Below are 15129 nucleotides of genomic sequence, written 5' to 3'. Positions count from 1 at the left end.
AGCTTTTTCTTATCGTATTAAGTTAGGATGGAGATATTTCTCTTTCTGGATTGTTTTTACGCTTACGTATTAATTGAATCCCGCCAATAATGATAAGTAAGCCAAGACCTGATAAAGAGACTGCGATATTTCCTGGATACACTAATAATAATCCTGAGGCAAATAAAACGATACGTTCAACGATATTAGGATTAGTGATAAAGTAATTCATCATCGCTGCACTAATTGCCATCATCCCTATTAATGCCGTTAGAAGGGCGGGTGTTAGGTTTGCAAAATTGGCATTTTCCAATACTAGAACGGGATTGTAAACAAAGGCGTAAGGAATAATAAATGCTGCAATAGCAAGTTTTAAGGCATTAACCCCTGATTTCATTGGATTTGCTCTTGCAATCCCTGCTCCTGCATAGGCTGCCAAGCAAACTGGAGGAGTGATATCTGCAACAATCCCAAAATAAAACACAAACATATGAGCCGCAATTACTGGCACATCAAAGGCAATAAGTGCAGGCGCAGCCATTGATGCCGTAACAACGTAATTCGCCGTTGTCGGTAACCCCATACCTAATAAAATACAAGCAATCATCGTAAAGAATAATAATAGGAAGAAGCTACCGCCAGCAAGAGTAAGTATTCCACCGGCAATCTTTCCTCCAAGCCCAGTTAAAACAACGATCCCTACAATAATACCAGCACTGGCACAAGCTGCAATAACTGGTAATGCTACACGAGCACCTTTTTCCAATGCTGCTAATATTTTGGTGAACCCCATCCTCGTATCTTTTCGGAACAGGCTTACAACAAATGCGGTAGCAATTCCCCATAAAGCAGCATAAGTGGCAGTATATCCGTTTAAGAGTAGTCCTACAATAGATACGAGAGGCAACAATAGATCTATTCGCTTCATTAATCCTGAGAATGAAGGAAGTTGATCTTTAGGTAATCCGAGAATTCCTTGTTTTTTCGCTTGGAAATGAGTCCCCATAAATACACCTGAAAAATAGAGCAACGCAGGAATGATGGCGATGATAATAATTTCGCTATATGGTACACCAGTGTACTCAGCCATGATAAATGCTGCGGCACCCATAATAGGTGGCATAATTTGCCCGCCGGTTGATGCTGAGGCTTCTGCAGCCGCCGAAAACTCTGGTTTAAAACCGGCACGTTTCATCATTGGAATAGTAAAAGAGCCTGAACCAACTGTATTGGCAACGGAACTCCCTGTAACCATTCCTTGTAATGCACTAGCAGAAACAGCAGCTTTAGCTGTACCACCTGTAAACCTTCCTGTAGCACCAAATGCCAAATCATTAAAAAATCTACCTATCCCTGTTTGAGTTAACATTACTCCAAAGAAGAGGAATAAATAAATGTATGTTGAGGAGATTTGAATTGGGATCCCAAAAATAGCATTAGAACTAAAAAACATTTGTGTTGTTAATCTTGACCAATCAAAACCTGCGTGTCCGAAGTGGGGTAACCATTGGCTCTTCCCCCAGAGTCCGTATAATAACGCTAAACTACAAATAATTACAATTGGCAAACCTACCGCTCGCCTCGTTGCTTCTAATAATAAGATGATACCTAATGAGGCGACAATAATATCTGTTTGTGAAAACCCAAAAATAATTGCCTTTGTCGTTAATCGTTCATAATTAAATACAATATAATAATTAGTTCCCATTGCAATAAAGGCTAATACAATATCATACCAAGGTACACCAGGCTTTTTTAGAAATGATTTCTTAAGTGGATAGAGAATAAAAATAAGGCCTAATGCTGTTCCTAAATGGAGTGATCCTTGAATCATTGACACGTACGGTCCTTTTAGTGCAGTATACAAATGAAATAACGTCAATGAGATTCCAATAATGGCTACAACCCATGCCCAAACGCCAAGCGAAGTTCGATAAGCAGATTCTTTATCGTATTTCGCCAATAAGTCTTTCTCTGAAATTTCCTGTTCTATTTTGGTTGGCATACACTCACCACCTTAAAAGTATTTAAATATAAATATATTATTTTCCGTTGTTAAGTATTCAAACACCCAAAAATGAATTACCAATAAAAATTCAGGTGTTATTTAAAAGACCGGACATCTTATATGTCCGGTCAAGTGTATTAATCTAATAATCCAATTTCTTTGAAATATTTCTCTGCACCCGGATGAATTGGTAATCCATCAGAGCCATTGAGGACATTTTCAATTGTCATATGATTGGCTTGATTATGAGAAATTTGGTCAACGTTTTCGTAAAGTGCTTTTGTAATTTCATATCCTAGTTCTTCACTTACTTGGCTTGTAGAGCCGACAAGAATTGCATAAGCAGTAATTGTGCTTACTGGCGCATCTAAAAATTCATATGCATCAGCAGGAATTTCATGATGAGCATATCCACTGTTCTCCTCAACATATGCTAATGCATCGCCTTCAACAGGAAGGATCTTCACATCACGTTGTGTAGCTAACTCAGTTACATTCCCGGCAGGTAACCCTAATAATCCAAATGTTGCATCAATTGTTCCATCCTGAAGTCGTCCCGCAGCATCACCAAAGCCTTCTTGGAAAGCTTCGTAATCACCATCGTTTATACCATAAGCTTCTAAAATTAATCTAGCTGCTGCACGTGTTCCGCTTCCAGGAGGTCCAATCGCTACACGCTTTCCTTTTAGATCAGCAATCGATTCAATTCCATTTCCTTCTACCGTAACAACTTGCATAACTTCTGGATAGATGTGTCCCATAAATCCAAAGTTTGTTACAGTCATTCCGTCAAATTCGCCTTCTCCATTAAATGCGTCTAAAGCAGGAAGATGAACAGACATTCCTAATTGCATATCTCCGCGCGCAATTTGTGCTAAGTTATCAACAGACGCATCTGAAGAAACCGCACTAATATTAAACCCTTCAACCTCTACATTGGCTTTAATGACATTTGCCATTTCCGTTCCTAGTGGATAATATGTACCACCAGTACTACCAGTACCTAATTGAAGGTCAGTCTTATAATCAGCAGTTTCTGTTTCTGGGCTATCACCTTCATCTCCTGCTGGAGCAGGCTCATCTGTTCCGCCTCCACACGCTGCAAGGAAAATAGTTAATAGTCCGATTAACAAGAACACCAAACTTTTTTTCATAACTTAAATTACCCCCTTTTATTGATGTTTGTCTATCAGGCATAATATATGGAAAAAATGTCCAAAATATACCTAGTATTATTTAAACAAAAAGTAATAATAATGTCAAATTTGTAACATTAATTTAACAAAAAAACATAGGAAATAACCTATGTTTTTTATCGATTCTTTAATTTTTCCTGCCTTAATTCTTGTTTATATTTATCAGCATCTTTTAGATCTTTATCGGAATACATTGTCTCATAATCAAAAGGTTGAGCGGGTTCAGTTGTGTTATTGTCCAAAGTTTTATTACTTGATTCTTGTTCTTCATTCTTGGTTATATTCTTGGTCTCATCACTTTCATTAAAACTTTTGATGGCACTTTTCGAATTCGGTTTTCTGCTTTGATATAAGACGGTAAAGTTTTTTGCGGCTTCTAGTTCTTCAGGTGAATAGACCGATTCTAAATCAAAAATTTCACCAGGAACCCAGTTATCTGGGGTATTTGAATATGTTTGTTCTTTTTTCGTTTCACCATTGGCAGAGTGGTCTTGTGCTTCTTGATCTGGTATTTTTCCTCCATATAATACCGCTTTGTACCGTTGTGATGCTTGCATATCCTCATCGGAATACATTGATGTATAATCGAAGGTATCGTTGTTTGATTTAGTAAAATTGGTTTCTGCAGTTATTACATTTAAAATGGTTATGTCTGAATTGATTTGTTGACTACATGCAGTAAGTGTTGTTGCTATAAATAACACAAATAACAGGAGTTTTAGCTTCATGGCTATTTTCCCACCTTTCTACTCTAATTATATTATGATAGTGATAAGGAGCAGAGGATATTTGTGACATTTCATTGAATAAACAGAAAGGGAAAGAGTGTAAGTTTATGCTATAATAAACTCTGTTAGAAAATATTAGAAAAATTGCGGTGATGACATTCATGCCTCAGAGTAGAGCTTTTCGAATAGGATATGGTTTAATTCTTATTTTACTTATTGTATATTTAGCAACACTTGTTGATTTTATTTTTCGCCCACTTGTCGTGTTTGTACAGACATTGTTTTTTCCATTTTTGATTGCTGGTGTGTTGTATTATTTGTTTCGCCCGATTGTAAATTACTTGCACAGTCACAAAGTACCTAAAGTGCTATCGATTATCGTTATCTACATTGTGGCAATTGGACTGATTACTTCGGCAGTATTACTCGTAGGCCCTGTATTGCAACGTCAGGTCAACAGCTTAATTGAGAATTTCCCGCTCATTATTAATGAGATCCGTTTTAAAATCATGATGCTGCAAGAGAATGAATGGTTTGCTCGTTTTCAAGCAACGGAACAATTTTCAATAGAAGAGCTTTCAAGACAAATGACACAATATATAAATGAAGTTATTACGATAATCGGGACAAATATTGCATCTTTTATTGGTGTAATCGCGAATGTAGTTCTCATTTTTATCGTGATTCCATTTATTCTCTTTTACATGTTAAAGGAAGGCGAGAAGGCACCGAATCAAGTATTGCGTTTTCTGCCGGAAAGGCAACGGATTGAAGGTAGACGGATATTAGCAGATATGGACAGAGCTTTGAGCTCATATATCCAAGGACAAATTTTTGTTAGCTTTTGTGTTGGTGTCCTTATGTATATTGGTTTCTTAATCATCGGGATTGAATATTCATTATTATTGGCCCTAATTGCGATGTTTACAAATGTTATTCCATTTGTCGGACCTTGGATAGGAACGGTTCCTGGAGTGATTGTTGCTCTGTTTCATTCTCCGTTGATGTTAATAAGTTTACTTATTGTTGTTGTTATTGTTCAGCAGATCGAAAGTAACTTGATTGCCCCGAAGGTTTTAGGAAAAAAACTGGCCATTCATCCACTTACGATTATCTTGCTTTTATTAGTGGCAGGAAGGTTTGGAGGCTTACTTGCATTATTATTGGCAGTGCCTACATATGCGGTGTTAAAAGTGATTGTTAGTCATTCATATCGCTTACTTAAATTAAGGAATGAATCGCGCTAAAAGTTGAGTCAAAATACAAAATAAGATAAAGTAAGTAATACTATACAGTGATTTGTAGAGAGGTGTATTGAAGTGGCTTATGAATATGATGGTATAAAACAATTGGACTATAATGAATTGAACAGTATTTTAAAAGAAAAACAAAAAGCTCCAATCATTATTGATGTAAGAGAAGAGGAAGAGTATAATGAAGCTCACATTCCTACAATCCCTTTAATTCCGATGCATTCGATTCCTGAACAAATTGATAAATTTGATAAAAATGCAGAGTACATTTTTGTATGTCGCAGTGGAAATCGGAGTCATAATGTAGCAAAATTTTTTCAGATGAATGGCTTTTCAAAAGTAGCTAATTATGATGGAGGAATGCTTGTTTGGGAAGGAGAAACAAAATCAGGTCCAGAAAACATCGTCAAAGATGCAAGTGAACTGTTTAAAAAGTAATGTAAAATTTATAATGTAAAATGTAAAATTAAAGTGGGACAACTCAAAGTAGAAATAGTAAAGCAGCTTAACGTAAATCGTTAGCTGCTTTTTTTTTCTTCTTTGATTAGCTTCGAAGTCAATTTTAAATTTTTTAGAGGTGATCTGTTTTTTTGGAAAATTGTCTTTCGCCGCGTTGAGCATTTTTTTCTCTTAGTTCATTTTTTTGCTGAAGCTTAGCGTTGTTATCTTTCTTCTTTTTATCATCATCTTTTGTAACCGGCATAAGATTGAACCTCCTCTAACATCGAAATCATTATATAGAATAAGCAGCATTGAGTGTCACTATACGAGGGAATTCATAAACAAATAAGAAAAAAATGCTTCCATCTGGAAGCATTTTTTTTATCCGTTAAAATGGTATTCTGACTTGGGGTCGGCAACATAATCGATCTCATCAATTTGTTTTTGAAGGCTTAACATAATTTCAAATGAATCACATTCATCATTGTTGACGGGAACATTTGTAATAATAACCTTTTTTCCGCTACGATGATAGACTTCAATTGATTTTTTCAAAAAGAAATCCTCCCTTAATAAGAATTCTTTTACATGACCTTCTATCAGTTGCAGACAGTTCACAAGTTGTTCACATTTCTATTATTATAATAATTTTCTGAAAAGTCAAGATCAAGCCTCCACATTTTTGAAATGTAGAGGTTAAATCATTTCCAATTTTTGTTAGCTGCTTCATGGATCGATTGTAAAAATTGTTTCCAAGGATCACTCATATTTTCATGAATTGTTAGTTTGTGATGCTTTTTCACTGGCCATTCTTTGTTTTGAGATTGCCAAAACTGTTTAAAGCGAGGAGGCATGTCTTCAGCTTTTTTCATTTCAACTCACCTTTCGTTATGCATCAACGGTTCTTAGCATTAACAACTGCTCGAGTTGTTTTGTCGTTAATTCTGAGATTCTTGTATCATTGGCGTTAAGTATTTGTTCTGACAGGTGCTGTTTTCGCTCAAGCATTTCATCAATTTTTTCCTCCAAAGTTCCAACTGTTACCATTTTATGAACGGTAACATCCTGTGACTGACCGATACGGTAGGCACGGTCTGTTGCTTGATTTTCAACAGCGGGGTTCCACCAACGATCATAATGGATAACATGATTTGCTGCTGTTAAATTCAAGCCTACGCCACCAGCCTTTAATGACAAGATAAAGAGGTTAGGTCCGTCTTTGTCCGCAAATTGATGAATGAGTTCCTCTCTCTTCAATGGGGGCAAGCTACCATGAAGAAAAGGCACTTTTTTATGAGAAAAATCATTAAGGCCTTGCTGCAGTAACATCCCCATTTGCTTATATTGGGTGAATAGTAACGCTTTTTCATTTTTTGCTTGAATCTGATCGAGCAATATGAGCAGCTGTTCCCATTTTTCTGAACGATGCCGAAGGGGTGCGTTTTCTTTCAAGAATTGTGCTGGATGATTACAAATTTGTTTTAATTTTGTTAAGCTGCTTAAAATAAGTGCTCTCCGTTCCATTTCTGATACCGCATCGACCTTTGTTAACAGATCATTTACAACAGCTTGATAGAGACTTGCTTGTTCAACTGTTAAGCCAACACGATAAGTGATTTCTTGCTTGCTCGGTAATTGTAAATTTAATGATTGGTCAGACTTGCTTCTTCTCAGTAGAAATGGTGATATCACCTTCTGCAATAGCTCCATTTTTTCATCACTTTTTTCATTGCCTTCTATAGGTTTAATAAAGTTTCTCTGGAATTCTTGATAACTCCCTAAATAATGATGGTTCAACAAATCGATAATTGACCACAGTTCTTTTAGGCGATTTTCGATTGGTGTTCCAGTTAGAGCAATTTTGTGTAGAGCATGTATTTTTCGTATCGCTTTTCGTTGTTTTGTTTCTACATTTTTTGTTTGCTGAGCTTCGTCAAAGATAAGTGCATTCCATTTTACTTCTGTGAACAATTTTTCATCCCTGACAATAAGCTGGTAGGTTGTAATGACAATATCATATTCATTTATTTCTTGTAAAAACTGTTCCTCATCTAACCTTTGTTTTCCATGATGTATAAAGACTCGTAACGAGGGTGCAAAGCGACTAAATTCTTGGTGCCAGTTCCCCAGTAATGACGTAGGGCAGATGAGCAAAAATGGAGAGGAGCCGTTATTGTTTTGATTTTTTGCCTCTTTGACGATTAGCAGATAGGCAATGGTTTGAATTGACTTGCCAAGCCCCATATCATCAGCTAAACATGCTCCAAATCCAGCCCGACGCATTTGAATAAGCCAAGAAACTCCCTCTTCTTGATAGGGTCTTAATTGTCCGTTTAGAGATGGAGGAATGCTGATTGTTTTCGTTTCTTTATTTTGCAGCTCTGTCAATAATGTTTCAATTTTTTCATTCCAGCTTATTTTTAACTGAACAAACTGATCATCGCTATCCAACGAGTTGTGAGCTTGTTTTATATCCATTTGCAACGCATCAAAATATGAGACAGATTCTTTTTGAGAATCTAATTGTTCTTTTAGTTTTTTTGCTTGTTTAGGATCCCATACTAACCATTTTCCATGAATTTGAATAATACCTTGTTTTCGATTGACTAACTCTGAAAATTCCTTTTCCGATAAGTGATTATCACCAATTGAAATAGAATAATCGAAATCGATAATTTTTTCCCAATTAAGAATAGGATCGACCGTGTTAGCAGACATGGCGGAATCTTCAGAGATTTGGTACTCAACAGTAACTTCCTGTTGTTTAAGATTCCACCAGGAAGGGACTAGGACGGTTAAGCCAGCTTCTTCCAGACGCGAACTGTCATGGGATAAAAATGAATACACTTCTTCTAACGTTACATGTATAGCCGGATTTGTTAATGTTAATTTCTGCAACAGTGGAACAGCAGCTTTTGCTTTTTGTAAATCCTGCTTTAGTTTTACGATTGGATTTTCTCTCCAAGGGTGATTTCCATGCTGTAACTCAGCTACAGAAAACATAATGGAAGGGTCATAGCGATCTTTAATAAATAATTGCAAAGACCATGTACCTTCCGCGTGTTTTGGCTCCTGAACAGTAATACCTGTTTGAAAAGGTGATGTAGCAACTGCTCCAATTTCTTCAAGCAGATTGGTAGTAATGCCTTTTTGAACAGCAATTGGGCGTTTTTTCTCGAGATGATTTAGTAATGAACGAGTTGTGCCCGTGACCGTTTTTCTTACGTTTTTAAAGGATTCTTTCACTTTCGATTCACGGTTCAGTAAATCCCTGATTAACGCATCAGCGATCTCATTACCGATCTGTGTAATATACTGTATTTTGTTAACTTGTTCTTTTTGTTGTTGCAGTGGTTTTAGTGGGAGATTAGGGTTTTCAAGTGCTAAACTAGCATTCGGAAGAGATGCTGCCCATAACTCCCAATCCATTTTTGTTAGTTCCCATTTACCAAGTTGATTTGGTACAATTCGTCCTGCTCGAATTTCTTCTTGAATTTGCTTAATAAAGGAAATCCAAAAAGATAGGTCTGAGCTAATAATCCATTCACTCGTCTCATTTTCCCATGCTGCCATCGTATTTAAGTGTTGAGGTAATTCCTCCAGCGTAATTCCAATGCCTTGTAAAGGGAAGAGGTAGTACTCTTTCTTAGGTGAAGCATGATAAACCGGTACACTTCCTACTTCAGAATAGAACATCCTGTCTTGGAGCGGAACTTCAAGCGAGGCTTCAATTGTATTAATAAACGTACCGTAATAGGAAGGGCGGTCAAACCGAAATAACGCCAACTTTAATTCGAAAGGTGAGAAGAGAAAAGGGTAGCTGAAATTAATAATGTCACGATATCGTTTTTGTTCTTTTCGTTCACCCCAAATGAATAAAGTTAATGAATCAAGGTCTAACCAGCCACCGTGAACGATGATTGGATTAGGATTATACATGTAGTTCAATCTTTTTCAACTCCTGTATTAAAGCACGATACGATTTGTATTGTTTTCTTAAACGTTCGACATAGGTTATAAATTGATCATCTTTTTGCAGTTTATGATAAACGCCTTTTAATTCTTTAATATAACTTACAGCATCTTGATAATGGGTGCGAGATTTTTTCTGAATAAGTCTTTCAATCATTTGATGATAGAAAGGAAGCAATGCTTCAGGTTCGATTTTTTTGGCTGCATTTATTATTTTCTTTTTTTCTTCGTTTAGTAAGTGCGGTTCATTTTCTCGTAACAATAAAGAATAAATGGCATCGTTATATTTTTTCTCATGATGAAGAATCTGATAATAAACTTTTTCAATACTTGGATTATAGAGCTGTTCCTCAAGTTGAGTTAATAAATAATTGATAGTGATCTCTTTTTCTTCATGTGTTGATAACATTTCCATCCTTTGCTCATAGATAGTAAAAGTGGGATGTTGTAACCAAGAATCCCAAATTTCTTTCATATAGATGGCAGCGTCCTTTTTTGTTTTAATAAGCATCTCTTCATAGAAGGGTTGGATATCTTGCAGGTCCTTTGATGTCCATTTCGGAAGAAAGAGATCAAACCAATGTTTCATCATCTCCCAATCATGTCGATCCTTTAATATTTGAAAATGAGGCGCCAAGTCATTGGGTCTTATAGGGTGTTTTAGTTGACGAATGAGCGCCAGTGACTTAGCTCCTTCCTCACAGTGAAGGGCGATAATACTTGCCAAATAAAGAAGAGGATAAGGAGTCTTCTTTCTCTCAATTTCTTCTATAAATTTCACCAAGTATTTTTTTTTGTAAGTTTCATCTTTCTCAGCAAAAATCCATGTCATTAGTAACTGTTCCCAAGGATTAAATTTTGCTTTGAGTGCTTCGAAAAAATTCTTCTCAATTTTTGTTGAAAACCAATGATGGAAAATCGGATGATGATTAGCTGACTCTTCTGTAATGATTTCACTATGCAGTTCGATTGCCCGTTTAAAAATAAGAGTATACCTTCTTGAAAAGGATTGCAGAGTTTCAAATCTTTGAGCTAACGCATAGATCTGTTCGATAAATAATGTCAATATAATTAATTGCTCATAGACCGATAACTTTCGTTCATTTTTTATAATCGGTAAAGTTTGTACAATTCTCTCAGCACTATGATGATTAAAAAATTGATTACTTGTTACTTTTCGATAACAATGGATGAAATATGGCTCTAGAGCTTGTCTTAATTGTGCATCAACACTATCAAGATTTGAAAGAGATTGATCAAGTGGAGCGATTTCCTTTTGACAGGCTGTTTGAATAATCTTCGCGTGTTCTTTTATTTCAAGTAACACAGCCACAATATGCTTACAAGTGTCCTCATAGGGACAAGTACAAGTACTGTATTCAAATGCGTTCAAGTCGATGATGGCTTGATAATCTTCTGTTCCCTCTACAATGGCCTCAACCGTATCATTAGGCAGGAAATGTAAAGATTGAACGGTTCCTTTTTCAAAATATTGATTCCCTCTGTGAATAATTCGTTCAAGAACATAGTCTTTAAGAAACAGGTCGATTTTATTTGAAGCGTCAGCTATTAAAGTTCTCTTCATAATATCCCTAACCTTCTTTTCATAGTTCATCCCTTTATTGTACAACTGTAGAAGCTAGAAAACCAATCTTTGTAAGAAAAAATTTACATTCATCGATTGATCTTGATTTTTAACTTGCTCGTGTGAATTTATAACATCAGTCAAAAAATCAACCAGATTAATAAATAAAAAACCAACAACTAGCGTTGTTGGTTTTTACTTAGTTATCCTATTAAATATGAATAAAGGGTGAGTACCACGATTGAACTTAAGACAACAAAGATGAGATTGGCACCAAAGTAAGCAACGATTAAAGCTACGAGTCCACCAATAATCCCGAACCAAATGTCTTCATTGACTAAAAGTATACCGGGAAAAATTAATGCACCTAATGCTGCATAGGGAACATTTCTAAGTATCGCCTGCAAACGTGGTGGGATTTTTTTTGCATCAAAGGCTACTAACGGCATCATTCTTGGAATATATGTAACGACTGCCATTCCGGCAATGATCCAAAACATCGTCGTATTCATGGTATTTGCTCCTTTCAGGAAACCCTAGTTAATTATTTAATGAGTGTTTTCTTTAAGCTGCAGAACTAGAGTTATCGGTTTGTTTAGGGGCAATTAATTCAATGGCTATTGCAGAGCATAGTGTAGCTAATATAATTGACCACCCACTTGCAAACCAAAGTTGGAATAAACTATTTAACAGGGCAGAAAAGATCGCTAGTGAGACAATTTTGCGATGTTTTTTTAATGATGGCATAAGTAATGCGATAAACATAGCATATAGTGCTATGGCCATACTTTGCTGCAGCATTTCTGGTAAAGCTGTACCGATGGCAAAACCCAAGCCTGAATTAATAACCCAACTTCCGTAAGCCATTGTTCCTACTCCAAGGATAAAACTAGTCGATAATTTACCTTCTCTTGTAGCTGTTACAGCAAAGACCTCATCAGTAATACCAAATGCAGTGATTGCCTTCTTAAGTGGGTGTTCATCTTCGAGTTTTTCACTTAAGGCTGCACTCATTAGTAAATGGCGGATATTTACAATAAATGTTGTGAATATAATTTCTAAAGCTCCTGTACCAATCGCAATAAGATTTAAAGCCATATATTGTGCTGCTCCGGCAAAGACAAATACACTCATCGCTACAGTCTCGATAAAGGTGAGACCGGTTGCCTTTGCTAACAGTCCAAATGTTAAAGCAGCAGGGAAATAGCCTATAGCAATACTAACCCCGGCGATGATCCCTCGTGAATAATCTGACTTGGCTTGGAGGACTGATGTAGTGATCACTCTCATTTACTCCTTTCTTTCTGTCTTACTTTCTATTTTACTATCTATTATCCAAAATAATAATATATGAAAATAGTATATATTTTTTTATCTAATTGTATGGCATAACTGAAAATTGGGCAAGAGTGTGTATAAGGTATTTACCATTTTGATTCTAGCAGATTATTGGAAAAGATTGCTACTTTTTTTATGATGATTATTTATGAGCAATAATGATATTTTCATTTTGTATGAAAGATACTACTGTTAGTAACCTGTTTGTGTTCTTATTGTATTAGCAAGGAGGAGAGTCTGTTGAAATTGATTAATGAGTTGTTTCAATTATATCGTCATCATTTTACTGGTGACGAAGAGGATGCTGCAGTCATTGTATATGGAATCTTACAAGATTATGATCAGGAAGACTTAATTGATCTTGTAAAAGAAATGGACGTAGAACAACAATTTGAAATGGTATCTGTCTATTTAACGATAAAGCTAAAGGAGAAAATGGATGAAGAGGGGATAGGACAAACAACAATGGAGGATGAGTTTCCTAAATTTATTAATTAGGGAGTACTAATTGAAAGAATGTCCAAACAAAAAACCGCATTTTTGCGGTTTTATATTTGTTGCATTTTCTTTAACAGCTCTTGTTTTTCCTCATCGGATAGCAGCTCTTCAGCCATTGGGAACAGAATTCTTTCTTCTTTTAAAAAGTGGTTAATTAACGTAATATAAGCAACATGTAAGCTGGTTAATAATGATGTAGCTTCATTTTTATCAATTGGGTCATCTAATTGTTCTGCACCGTTCATAAAGACAGTCAAATTGTCCTGGGCTAATCCATGTTCAAATTCCATGACCATTAAAGGTTTATTATCATAGCCAAGATGCTTTGCCATTAATGGGAAGAGAGCATCATCTTCTTTACTTGCATGAAGCTCGAGCTCTTTTACAAAAACGGTAAGCTTATCATAAATTTGCTTTATTGGTTCATTCCAGTTTTCTATGAAAGGGGTATTTTGGACATCTAATACCATTTCATTTAATTCATGCAATTTTTCTCTTAATGGGATATGCTCTTCAAATAATCTTAAAATCGCAGGACAAAAGGTCATATTTGAGATGTCATATCCACCTTCATGTTCACACTCGTGAGTTTGCATCATTGTACCTCCCCAGATTAGCATGTGATCCTTGTAACATAGCCGCCGCAGCCGCACATGTCAATAAATCGAATTTCAGTTATTTGCTTGCTTGCTGCAGTCAGCCTGTTTGTTAGCTCTGGAATAAACCATTCATGCGGATCGCCGCATTGTTCAGGAGTAATAATGTTCACATAGCGTCCTGCTTTTGTTTGATTTATGGCTGATAGAGCCTCTGCAAATAATTCATTTCTATTTTCTGCATATTCTTCATCCTCAAGGCTTAATGACCAATCCCCTTCTTTCAACTGTGTAGGGTTGATATCCATCTACAGCACCTCCTACAGTAAGTGTACAAAAATCACCAGAAAACTGCGGTGATTGATATCACTAAAAGAAGGAAGAAAACTGTTGCTTTACAGGCATTTCAGAAAAGCGCAAATATTGATCAAGGGAAGTATAATTCTACTTTTGAAAGTTCATTCTCGAAAGCATAATAATGATTAAAGTCATCCAAAACTTTAAATTGATACATTGAACTGTCAAAAGAAAAAATAATTATGTCGTCTTTAATAAGTTGGACTTGATCGGAGAGGATAGTAATCTTATCGAATGCAAATCCTTCTTTCTCTATTAAGCATTCCTCTTCATACGTATTAATAATGACTTGTCTGTTATAATAATTGGTTAACAAAGTTTTAGTTAGAGTCATACGATTTTCCCCTTATAAAATTAACATTACCTTTACAATAATTTTACGTATGTAGGCTTAACAAAACAAGGTAAAGTTCAAGGGCTCTTATTTTAAAACTTTAGATAATCTAAAAGGGAAAAAGTAACTGCATCATAAATATGAGCTAGGGTAAAATGTAGTTGAGGTGATTCTAAATGGATAGAAGTGATTATCTTAAAGAAAAGCTAAAGCAATCGTTAGAAAACGAAGAAGATTTAATGAGATCGTATTTAATTATTGCTGAGAAAGTTCATAATAACGAGGAGTTACAAACAAGGCTTAGAGAGTTTGCAGAAGGAAATGCAAAACGTTCACAGCAATTGATACATGAATTAAACCAATTCCATTAATTATTTACCGTCATGACGTGCCAAGAAGGCAATTGCTTTTGTACCGACTCCAACGAATGTTTCAATGATGGTTTGAGCACCTGCAATGGCAAAAATAAAGATGACAGGTACAGCAATTTGTGGAATAAATAAGTAGCCTAAACCTAAAATAATTGCACTCCATACACCTGCACACCAATAACAATTTAATAAGTAACCAAACATTGAAGAGGGTACTTTTTTTGTTTTTGTATGTCCTTCATCATCTAGTGGTACCATTTTTTTCTTCATAAACGGATCTCGAATAAATTGTGTGATTTTATCAAACACAATTAAGTGAGTAAAACGATAACTTGCTAAAATTAACATAATAAACGTCATCCAGTTAATCTCAATGTATGGCAAATTAATTCCTCCCGAACCTTAGTCACTATCCATTTGTTTACAATTGATGACTGTTTCATACTTCGGGATATGAAAAAAAAGTCGAGGCA

Annotated in this window: 18 protein-coding genes; 4 read left to right on the top strand and 14 right to left on the bottom strand. The window is 35.7% G+C overall.

Features of this window, described 5'->3' with window-relative positions:
• Nucleotides 1-22: 22 nt before the first annotated feature.
• The 3 genes from ACJ2A9_RS12150 to ACJ2A9_RS12140 form a co-directional block, all read right to left on the bottom strand.
• Nucleotides 23-1984: a TRAP transporter permease gene (locus tag ACJ2A9_RS12150; RefSeq protein WP_441421930.1), complete on the bottom strand. Its 1962-nt coding sequence runs from the start codon at nt 1982-1984 to the stop codon at nt 23-25.
• Between the two features lie 140 nt (nt 1985-2124).
• Entirely contained in the window at nt 2125-3141 is a 1017-nt protein-coding gene (locus tag ACJ2A9_RS12145) for a TAXI family TRAP transporter solute-binding subunit (protein ID WP_441421929.1), read from the bottom strand.
• A 158-nt stretch (nt 3142-3299) separates the two neighbouring features.
• Nucleotides 3300-3911, bottom strand: coding sequence for a hypothetical protein (locus ACJ2A9_RS12140; RefSeq protein WP_441421928.1), 612 nt, complete (start codon nt 3909-3911; stop codon nt 3300-3302).
• A 161-nt stretch (nt 3912-4072) separates the two neighbouring features.
• On the opposite strand from ACJ2A9_RS12140, the gene ACJ2A9_RS12135 reads away from it, so the two are divergent.
• Together ACJ2A9_RS12135 and ACJ2A9_RS12130 are read left to right on the top strand one after the other, a co-directional pair.
• Nucleotides 4073-5158 (top strand): AI-2E family transporter, encoded by a 1086-nt coding sequence (locus ACJ2A9_RS12135; RefSeq protein WP_441421927.1) that lies wholly within the window; start codon nt 4073-4075, stop codon nt 5156-5158.
• A gap of 72 nt (nt 5159-5230) precedes the next feature.
• Nucleotides 5231-5602: a rhodanese-like domain-containing protein gene (locus tag ACJ2A9_RS12130; RefSeq protein ID WP_441421926.1), complete on the top strand. Its 372-nt coding sequence runs from the start codon at nt 5231-5233 to the stop codon at nt 5600-5602.
• A gap of 133 nt (nt 5603-5735) precedes the next feature.
• Here the strand turns inward: ACJ2A9_RS12130 and ACJ2A9_RS12125 are convergent, their stop codons facing one another.
• From ACJ2A9_RS12125 to ACJ2A9_RS12095, 7 genes are all read right to left on the bottom strand, one after another.
• A complete protein-coding gene (locus tag ACJ2A9_RS12125; protein WP_441421925.1) occupies nt 5736-5867 on the bottom strand; it encodes a DUF3941 domain-containing protein in 132 nt (43 codons plus the stop codon).
• 119 nt (nt 5868-5986) lie between these two features.
• Nucleotides 5987-6160 (bottom strand): hypothetical protein, encoded by a 174-nt coding sequence (locus ACJ2A9_RS12120; RefSeq protein WP_441421924.1) that lies wholly within the window; start codon nt 6158-6160, stop codon nt 5987-5989.
• A 146-nt stretch (nt 6161-6306) separates the two neighbouring features.
• Nucleotides 6307-6477, bottom strand: a complete 171-nt coding sequence (locus tag ACJ2A9_RS12115) for a hypothetical protein (RefSeq protein ID WP_441421923.1) — start codon at nt 6475-6477, stop codon at nt 6307-6309.
• 16 nt (nt 6478-6493) lie between these two features.
• Nucleotides 6494-9544 carry a DEAD/DEAH box helicase gene (locus ACJ2A9_RS12110; protein ID WP_441422185.1) on the bottom strand — a complete coding sequence of 1017 codons (3051 nt, stop codon included), beginning with the start codon at nt 9542-9544 and terminating at the stop codon, nt 6494-6496.
• Nucleotides 9537-11162, bottom strand: coding sequence for an SWIM zinc finger family protein (locus tag ACJ2A9_RS12105; RefSeq protein WP_441421922.1), 1626 nt, complete (start codon nt 11160-11162; stop codon nt 9537-9539). Before ACJ2A9_RS12105 ends, ACJ2A9_RS12110 begins: the two co-directional genes overlap by 8 nt.
• A 203-nt stretch (nt 11163-11365) precedes the next feature.
• Nucleotides 11366-11674 (bottom strand): AzlD domain-containing protein, encoded by a 309-nt coding sequence (locus ACJ2A9_RS12100; protein ID WP_441421921.1) that lies wholly within the window; start codon nt 11672-11674, stop codon nt 11366-11368.
• Nucleotides 11675-11726: 52 nt separating this feature from the next.
• Nucleotides 11727-12452 carry an AzlC family ABC transporter permease gene (locus tag ACJ2A9_RS12095; RefSeq protein WP_441421920.1) on the bottom strand — a complete coding sequence of 242 codons (726 nt, stop codon included), beginning with the start codon at nt 12450-12452 and terminating at the stop codon, nt 11727-11729.
• 288 nt (nt 12453-12740) lie between these two features.
• Between ACJ2A9_RS12095 and ACJ2A9_RS12090 the strand changes: the two genes are divergently transcribed.
• On the top strand, nt 12741-12998 hold the full coding sequence (locus tag ACJ2A9_RS12090) for a DUF6154 family protein (RefSeq protein ID WP_441421919.1): 258 nt from the start codon (nt 12741-12743) through the stop codon (nt 12996-12998).
• A gap of 50 nt (nt 12999-13048) precedes the next feature.
• Here the strand turns inward: ACJ2A9_RS12090 and ACJ2A9_RS12085 are convergent, their stop codons facing one another.
• The 3 genes from ACJ2A9_RS12085 to ACJ2A9_RS12075 form a co-directional block, all read right to left on the bottom strand.
• Nucleotides 13049-13594, bottom strand: a complete 546-nt coding sequence (locus ACJ2A9_RS12085; protein ID WP_441421918.1) for a hemerythrin domain-containing protein — start codon at nt 13592-13594, stop codon at nt 13049-13051.
• A gap of 17 nt (nt 13595-13611) precedes the next feature.
• Nucleotides 13612-13902, bottom strand: coding sequence for a CGCGG family putative rSAM-modified RiPP protein (locus ACJ2A9_RS12080; RefSeq protein ID WP_441421917.1), 291 nt, complete (start codon nt 13900-13902; stop codon nt 13612-13614).
• Nucleotides 13903-14021: 119 nt separating this feature from the next.
• Complete coding sequence (locus tag ACJ2A9_RS12075) at nt 14022-14285, bottom strand: hypothetical protein (RefSeq protein ID WP_441421916.1); 264 nt, start codon at nt 14283-14285, stop codon at nt 14022-14024.
• A 176-nt stretch (nt 14286-14461) separates the two neighbouring features.
• Here ACJ2A9_RS12075 and ACJ2A9_RS12070 point away from each other — a divergent pair, with 176 nt between their 5' ends.
• The gene (locus ACJ2A9_RS12070) at nt 14462-14656 is read left to right on the top strand and encodes a hypothetical protein (RefSeq protein WP_441421915.1); all 195 of its coding nucleotides are present in this window, start codon (nt 14462-14464) and stop codon (nt 14654-14656) included.
• On the opposite strand, the gene ACJ2A9_RS12065 is transcribed toward ACJ2A9_RS12070, so the two are convergent.
• The gene (locus ACJ2A9_RS12065) at nt 14657-15016 is read right to left on the bottom strand and encodes a DUF1360 domain-containing protein (RefSeq protein WP_441422184.1); all 360 of its coding nucleotides are present in this window, start codon (nt 15014-15016) and stop codon (nt 14657-14659) included.
• Nucleotides 15017-15129: the final 113 nt, after the last annotated feature.

It is taken from the genome of Anaerobacillus sp. MEB173 (genome assembly GCF_052119505.1).
Taxonomy (GTDB): Bacteria; Bacillota; Bacilli; order Bacillales; family JBJMAU01; genus JBJMAU01.
Note: the sequence above shows the minus strand (reverse complement) of the source record. Positions and strands in the feature narration are given on the sequence as shown.

What these genes read in the sequence shown, in the direction of transcription:
- ACJ2A9_RS12135 (WP_441421927.1), top strand. Translation starts at nt 4,073, where the DNA reads ATGCCTCAGAGTAGAGCTTTTCGAATAGGATATGGTTTAATTCTTATT.
- ACJ2A9_RS12095 (WP_441421920.1), bottom strand. Translation starts at nt 12,452, where the DNA reads ATGAGAGTGATCACTACATCAGTCCTCCAAGCCAAGTCAGATTATTCA.
- ACJ2A9_RS12085 (WP_441421918.1), bottom strand. Translation starts at nt 13,594, where the DNA reads ATGCAAACTCACGAGTGTGAACATGAAGGTGGATATGACATCTCAAAT.
- ACJ2A9_RS12070 (WP_441421915.1), top strand. Translation starts at nt 14,462, where the DNA reads ATGGATAGAAGTGATTATCTTAAAGAAAAGCTAAAGCAATCGTTAGAA.
- ACJ2A9_RS12140 (WP_441421928.1), bottom strand. Translation starts at nt 3,911, where the DNA reads ATGAAGCTAAAACTCCTGTTATTTGTGTTATTTATAGCAACAACACTT.
- ACJ2A9_RS12080 (WP_441421917.1), bottom strand. Translation starts at nt 13,902, where the DNA reads ATGGATATCAACCCTACACAGTTGAAAGAAGGGGATTGGTCATTAAGC.
- ACJ2A9_RS12125 (WP_441421925.1), bottom strand. Translation starts at nt 5,867, where the DNA reads ATGCCGGTTACAAAAGATGATGATAAAAAGAAGAAAGATAACAACGCT.
- ACJ2A9_RS12100 (WP_441421921.1), bottom strand. Translation starts at nt 11,674, where the DNA reads ATGAATACGACGATGTTTTGGATCATTGCCGGAATGGCAGTCGTTACA.
- ACJ2A9_RS12110 (WP_441422185.1), bottom strand. Translation starts at nt 9,544, where the DNA reads ATGTATAATCCTAATCCAATCATCGTTCACGGTGGCTGGTTAGACCTT.
- ACJ2A9_RS12150 (WP_441421930.1), bottom strand. Translation starts at nt 1,984, where the DNA reads ATGCCAACCAAAATAGAACAGGAAATTTCAGAGAAAGACTTATTGGCG.
- ACJ2A9_RS12075 (WP_441421916.1), bottom strand. Translation starts at nt 14,285, where the DNA reads ATGACTCTAACTAAAACTTTGTTAACCAATTATTATAACAGACAAGTC.
- ACJ2A9_RS12065 (WP_441422184.1), bottom strand. Translation starts at nt 15,016, where the DNA reads ATGACGTTTATTATGTTAATTTTAGCAAGTTATCGTTTTACTCACTTA.
- ACJ2A9_RS12115 (WP_441421923.1), bottom strand. Translation starts at nt 6,477, where the DNA reads ATGAAAAAAGCTGAAGACATGCCTCCTCGCTTTAAACAGTTTTGGCAA.
- ACJ2A9_RS12105 (WP_441421922.1), bottom strand. Translation starts at nt 11,162, where the DNA reads ATGAAGAGAACTTTAATAGCTGACGCTTCAAATAAAATCGACCTGTTT.
- ACJ2A9_RS12145 (WP_441421929.1), bottom strand. Translation starts at nt 3,141, where the DNA reads ATGAAAAAAAGTTTGGTGTTCTTGTTAATCGGACTATTAACTATTTTC.